The sequence below is a fragment of the Lentzea sp. NPDC006480 genome (assembly GCF_040611995.1).
Classification (GTDB): Bacteria; Actinomycetota; Actinomycetes; order Mycobacteriales; family Pseudonocardiaceae; genus Lentzea.
Genome location: NZ_JBEXPJ010000288.1, coordinates 1 through 5854, shown reverse-complemented (window position 1 = coordinate 5854; position 5854 = coordinate 1). Strand labels below are relative to the sequence as shown.

Genomic DNA, 5854 nt, shown 5'->3' with positions numbered 1-5854 from the left:
CCCGTGCCCGTCGTGCTGGGTGGAACCGCGCTGTGGTTCCTCGGTTTCCTCGTGGTACTTCTGCTCGACCGCTCGAACAGCACGCTGCTCTGGACACCCGAAGATGAGTGCCCGCTGGTTCTCCGAAGTGGCACGCAGCAACGCCATCGCGTCATGACCAGGCGCCCCGGCATCGACGAGGTCGCCCGGTTGGCCGGGGTGTCGAAGTCCACCGTGTCCCGCGTGCTCAACGGAGCGCCGCACGTGAGCACGCGGGCACGGGAGGCGGTACGACGGGCGGTCATCCAGCTCGACTACACGCCGAACCACGCCGCGCGGTCGTTGGCGGGACATCGGGCCAATGCGATCGCGTTGGTGGTGTCCGAGCCGAGCGGCCGCGTGCTGGCGGACCCGTTCTTCGCCGGGGTGATGCGCGGTGTCCACGCCGAACTGGCCGGGCACCGCACGCAGCTGGTGCTGATGATGGCCCAGCCCGGCGACGTCGGTTCGTACCTGACCGGAGGGCACGTCGACGGCGCCTTGGTGGTCAGCCTGCACGGCCACGACCCGCTGCTGACGTTGTTGCACGACAACGGGCTGCCGGTCGTGGCAGGCGGGCGGCCACTCGCGGGCGGCCCGGTGCCGTACGTCGACTCGGACAACTTCACCGGGGCGATCGAGGCGACCCAGCACCTGATCTCGCTGGGGTGCCAGCGGATCGCCACCATCGCGGGCCCCGCCGACATGGCCGTCGGGCTCGACCGGCTGTCCGGGTGGCGGCGGGCGATGTCCGGCCGCCGCACGGATCTGGTGGCGTACGGCGACTTCACGCCCGAGGGAGGCGCGTCGGCGATGACGTCGTTGCTCACCCGGGAACCGTCGCTGGACGCGGTGTTCGTGGCCGCGGACATCATGGCTCTGGGCGCGTTGCAGGTGCTGCACGCGCAGGGCCGCAGCGTGCCTGGTGACGTGGCCGTCGTGGGGTTCGACGACTCCGTGCCCGCGGTGCCGCCGTTGACGACGGTGAAGCAGGACGTGGAGCGGTTCGGGCGGATGCTGACGTGGCGCCTCCTCGCCGAGATCGAGGGCGAGGAGGGGCTGCCGCCGTCCGTGCTGCTGCCTACTTCGCTGGTGGTGCGGACCAGCGCCTGATCAGTTCGACGTGTTCGCGGTGCGTGCGGTGGCTCAGGATGCAGACCCGCAGCGTGAACTCACCGCCGAGCCGCGTGCTGGGCAGGAAGAACCTGCCGGATCGTTCGCCGCGCGATGCTCGCGGGTTTCGGTCCTGCTCTTCTGACTACCGCCGCCACGGCGTGTCCAGCGCCATCTGCTCTCCTGTGGGGAAGGTGTTGCGCCCTTTGGCTCAACCTAGCGTGAAAGCGCTCTCTCGGAAGGGCGGCGTCTCAGCTCGTTCCGGCGGAAAGGGTTACATCGGTGATCATCGACGCTGCGTGACGCGTTGGGCCTGTTTTCACTCGATCGGCACAACATCGCGGCACTCTCGGTAACGCCTGGCGTAGCGGCTCGATGGTCCTGCCGTACGAACGCCCACCCGAGGGAGCTTGACCGTGATCGAGAACTCGGCCGCCGGACTGGTGATGGTGCCCGGCGAGGTGACGGTGACCGTCACCGGCGAGCAGCACCACCAGGACGTCCTGGCCCGGTACGCGGTGCCGGAAGGGGTGACGCGGCAGGTCGCCGTGCACCTGACGTGGTGCACGATCGCCACCGGCAAGTACCGCGGTCAGCGCGCGATCGAGGTGCGGCTCGACGGGTACCGCGTCGGTGAGCTGACCTTCCTGATGTCGCAGCGGTATGCGCCCGTGCTGATGCACGTGGAGTCCGGCGGCGGGGCGACCGGGTGCGCGGCGCTCGTCCAGCGCGGCGCCAACGGGTTGCTGCAGGTCGTGCTGCGGATGCCGCGTGAGGTTCCGCGTGGCGCGGTGGTGCCGGTCGCGGGCGCGCGCAAGTCGTGGGTGGCGCCGGTGGCGATCAGCGCGGCCAGCTTGGTGGCGTTCATCTTCACCATCGGTGTCATCGGTGCCGCGATCGGTGGTTCGCCCAAGGACAAGGCCGCCCCGCACACGACTACGGCCTCGCCTGCCGCCACGACTACGACCGTGGCGTTGCCGTCCATCGCGTCGTCGACCACGACCACCACCACGACAACAGCCACCACAACTACGACCACCACCACTCCCCCAGCGGCCGCACAGCCTCAACCACAGCCGCAACCTCAGCCCAAGCCACAACCCGCGCCGGTTCCCCCACCAGCACCGCAGCCGGCGCCGCAGCCGAAGTGCGACCCGAACTACAGCGGCTGCGTGCCGATCGCGTCCGACGTGGACTGCGCCGGCGGCAGCGGAGACGGGCCCGCGTACGTGGCAGGCCCGATCCGCGTGATCGGCACCGACATCTACCGGCTGGACAGCGACAAGGACGGCATCGCCTGCGAGTGAGTCAGCGCTGGACGAAGACGCTCTTCGCCTGGAACGTGACGTTCGGCTGGCCGGTCCTGCCGTCGATCGGGTAGGGCCGGCCCGTGCAGTCGGTGCTCGCGAACAACGACGCGGTCAACGCGCTGTTGTTGTAGGCGGAGCGAATCCGGTTGCCCCACCCGTGTGCCGCGAGGTCCACGCACGCCGAGGACCCGAGCGGCGAGACGTTGAACCTCGCACCCTCGTAGTTGATCCGGTCCCACGCGCAGAACGCGTCGGTGAACGTGCAGTCCGGCTCGGCCGCCTGAGCCGCGGGCGTGACGGCCAGACCTGCCAGTGCGCACAGCAAAACAGCGGTCTTCTTCATGAACCCTCCCCAGTTTCCCTTGTCTGGCACCATTCCCGGGTCACTGGGCAGGGGTCAAGGCTTGGGCGTACCGGTTTCTAACCCCGCTCGTGCGGAATCTTCTCCCCTGCCTCGACACCGAACGGCAGGTGGTTGCCCTCGGGAGGCAGCGGGCAGGTGGCGAAGTCGGTGAACGCGCACGGCAGGTTCGTCGCGCGGTTGAAGTCGAGAACCACCTTGCCCTCGACCGGAGTCGCGTTCAGCGATCGGTTCGCCGCATAGGTGGTCACGCCGCTCGTGGCGTCGGTGAAGAGGATGTTCAAGCCGCCGTTGCGTCCGTTGAACGCCGTCAGCGTGTGCTCAGTGCCCTTGTGCGTGAACCGAACACGGCCCGGTGCCTCGTACACGTGGCTAAGACCTTCTACGACCGCACCAACAGTCGTAGGAATCGGAGTGTCGAACGGTTCGTAGACGCCCTCCAGCACCCACTGTTGCTGCGGCTCGTACGACGGCACGCCGTGGAAGTTCCGCAGCACCTCGGCCTTCGGGTCGTGGACGCGGATCAGATAACCGCCCCGGCGCGCGATCTCGACCTCGACGTCACCCACGGAAACGCGCGTGCCGGGCCCGCTCTGCACGAGCTCGAACCGCTGGGTGTCCGACCCGTCGCGCCAGTACGCCGCGTCGTCGTCTTGCCACCACTCGCCCGGTAGGCCGTCATAGGTGCGAGGGGCGTTCTCCAGCCAGTCGAGCGAGACGAGCGCGAGCCACCCGTACGGGTCGGCCAGACTCTTCTCCCGGTCGGTCTTCCAGGTCTGCCAGTCCTCCGCGAAGCTCATGTCCTGTGAAACGACGGGTCCGGGACATTGCTTCCCCTTCCCGAGGAATGGGAAACGAGAGCGTCGCCGAGTTCGGTGCGGGCGTAGACGACGCTGCGCCCGTGCCGTTGCGAGGCCAGCAGACCGGCGTCGCGCAACGCCCGCAGGTGCTGGTTGACGGCGGAAGTCGTGACGCTGGTGCGCCGGGCGATGTCGGTGGACGACCGCGGTTCGCCCAGCTCCGCCAGCAGATCCGCCCGGACCTGACCGAGCACGCCGGCCAGAGCAGCTGGACCACTCGGCAGGCCCGTCTCCCACAACGTGCCAGCGCCCCGGGCCGCGTAGATCAGCAACGGCGGTGCGCCGGGGTCCACGGGCACGGCCGTGCGCAGCGCGAACAGGCTGGGCACGAGCGTCAGCCCCTGCCCGCGCGCCTCCACCCGCCACGGGTCCACACCCTTGATCAGCACCCGCACGACCGGGCTGGCGAACGTGATCCGTTCGGAGATGCCGGACAGCATCGTCGCCAGGCCGTGCTGGACCATCTCGCGGCCGCGGAACGCGATGTCCGCCTCGAGGATCGCGCGCATCCGGTCCCAGCTCCCGGCGAACGCGACCTGCCAGTAGTTCTCCACCGCGGCGAGCATCCGTTCGCGGTCACACAGCACCGCGGGCACTTCTCCGAGCACCGCGCGGAAGTCGCGTCGCATCGTGCGGGCAGGCACCTCGCGGAGTGCGGCGAGCTCGTCCTCGAACCGTGTGAACGGTGTGACCGGGCGGGGGCTGAGGAAGTCCGGCGTCCACCCGCGCTCGTTGGACAGGGCCAGCAGGACCTCGGTGTCGACGCCGCGGATCCGGCGGGCGAACGGCAGGTGCATCGGGTGGCGGGCCGGGTTCTTCAGCACGCGCAGGCTCAGCGTCAGCTCGTTCAGCGGAGACACGGCAAACCGCACGTCGACCAGGTCGGACTCGCCGAGCACGAACTCGATCATGTAGCACAACGCTACATCAGTTACGCGAGAAGAGCAGCCGCCGACAAGCTTCCCAGCCATGTGGACCGACCTGCGCCTGGCGATGCGAATCGTGGACCAGGCCGCGCGAATGGCAGCACTGGCGTTCGACTCGGACACCGTGCACGTGCGGTACAAGCAAGATGGCAGCGAGGTCACCTCGACTGATCTGGCCGTGGAGGACCTGGTGCGCCGGCGGCTGGCGGAGGCGGTGCCCGACGACGGTGTCGCCGGTGAGGAACGCCCGGAACGGCACGGGGTTTCGGGCCGGCGCTGGCTGGTCGACCCGATCAGCGGTACCGCCGACTTCGTGCGCGGACGGCCGACGTACTCGGTGGACCTCGCGATGGAGGACGAACACGGCCCGGCGCTCGCGGTGTCCGCGTTGCCGTCCATGGGGGTAACGATGGCGGCCGGGCGCGGCATCGGATGCCGGGTGATCACTCACGACGGGGAGACTCCCGGCCGAGTGTCCGTCCGGGACTCGTTGGACGGGGCGCGGGTGTGTCTGCACGGCAAGAGGAAACCGGTGCTGGAGCACTGTGTCGTCGTCGACAACGACGTGTCGGTGCTGCGGTTGGTGACCGGCGAGGTGGACGCGGTGTTCGCCTCGGGAGTCGACCAGTTCGACCTGGCGTGCCTGCCGGTGCTCGTCGAGGAAGCCGGCGGGCGCGTCACGATGATCGAGGAGGACGTCGTGCTGGCCACCAACGGTGTCCTGCACGACGCCTTCCTCGCCCTCCTGGAGACCCACCTGGGAGTCGAACCCAGTCCTCCGGCTTTGCAGACCGTCACACGACCGTCGTGACGTGGGTCGTATCGCGCGCCCTGGTGTCGAACCAGGCACCTCGGGCTTATGAGACCCAAGTGATCACCGGATCACGCGCGCTGGGGTGACCGACCGGACTCGCACCGGCTTCGACCAGGACCACAACCTGGCGCCTCGACTTCTTCGGCTTCGGTCACAGCTGCCCGTCGAGGACTCGAACCTCGATCTCCGCGTCCAGAGCGCGGCGTCCGTGCCGATTGGACCAACGGGCAACAAAAAAGCCGCCTCGTCGCAACGGCGACGGGACGGCTCCCCGGGACATGAGTCAGCTCATGCCGAGGAGCACCAGTCGTGCTGATGACACATGTGCCCGATCACGGCTGGCTCCTTTCTCCGGTTTCGAACAACCCGCCCGGCGCGAGGTTGATGTCGTTGGTGCGCACCAAGATGATGTCTGCGCGCTTGCCGGCCGTGATCGACCCGGTGATGTCCCC

General features: G+C 68.8%; 5 protein-coding genes, 2 tRNA genes and 1 pseudogene. 3 read left to right on the top strand and 5 right to left on the bottom strand.

Annotated elements, in window-relative coordinates:
• Positions 1–153 precede the first annotated feature (153 nt).
• Positions 154–1131, top strand: coding sequence for a LacI family DNA-binding transcriptional regulator (locus tag ABZX92_RS44855; RefSeq protein WP_355572147.1), 978 nt, complete (start codon positions 154–156; stop codon positions 1129–1131).
• Positions 1132–1547: 416 nt separating this feature from the next.
• Entirely contained in the window at positions 1548–2438 is an 891-nt protein-coding gene (locus ABZX92_RS44850; protein ID WP_355572146.1) for a hypothetical protein, read from the top strand.
• 1 nt (position 2439) lies between these two features.
• Here the strand turns inward: ABZX92_RS44850 and ABZX92_RS44845 are convergent, their stop codons facing one another.
• The 3 genes from ABZX92_RS44845 to ABZX92_RS44835 form a co-directional block, all read right to left on the bottom strand.
• Entirely contained in the window at positions 2440–2784 is a 345-nt protein-coding gene (locus ABZX92_RS44845; protein WP_355572144.1) for a peptidase inhibitor family I36 protein, read from the bottom strand.
• Positions 2785–2861: 77 nt separating this feature from the next.
• A complete protein-coding gene (locus ABZX92_RS44840; RefSeq protein WP_355572142.1) occupies positions 2862–3602 on the bottom strand; it encodes a DUF1684 domain-containing protein in 741 nt (246 codons plus the stop codon).
• Positions 3599–4573, bottom strand: a complete 975-nt coding sequence (locus ABZX92_RS44835; protein WP_355572140.1) for a DUF5937 family protein — start codon at positions 4571–4573, stop codon at positions 3599–3601. Before ABZX92_RS44835 ends, ABZX92_RS44840 begins: the two co-directional genes overlap by 4 nt.
• Positions 4574–4631: 58 nt before the next feature.
• Here ABZX92_RS44835 and ABZX92_RS44830 point away from each other — a divergent pair.
• Positions 4632–5252 (top strand): annotated as a pseudogene (locus ABZX92_RS44830) (inositol monophosphatase family protein); the annotation flags it as partial.
• An 82-nt stretch (positions 5253–5334) separates the two neighbouring features.
• On the opposite strand, the gene ABZX92_RS44825 reads toward ABZX92_RS44830, so the two are convergent.
• Positions 5335–5407: transfer RNA gene (locus ABZX92_RS44825), tRNA-Cys, on the bottom strand.
• A 152-nt stretch (positions 5408–5559) separates the two neighbouring features.
• Positions 5560–5632 (bottom strand) — tRNA-Gln (locus tag ABZX92_RS44820).
• Between the last annotated feature and the right edge of the window lie 222 nt (positions 5633–5854).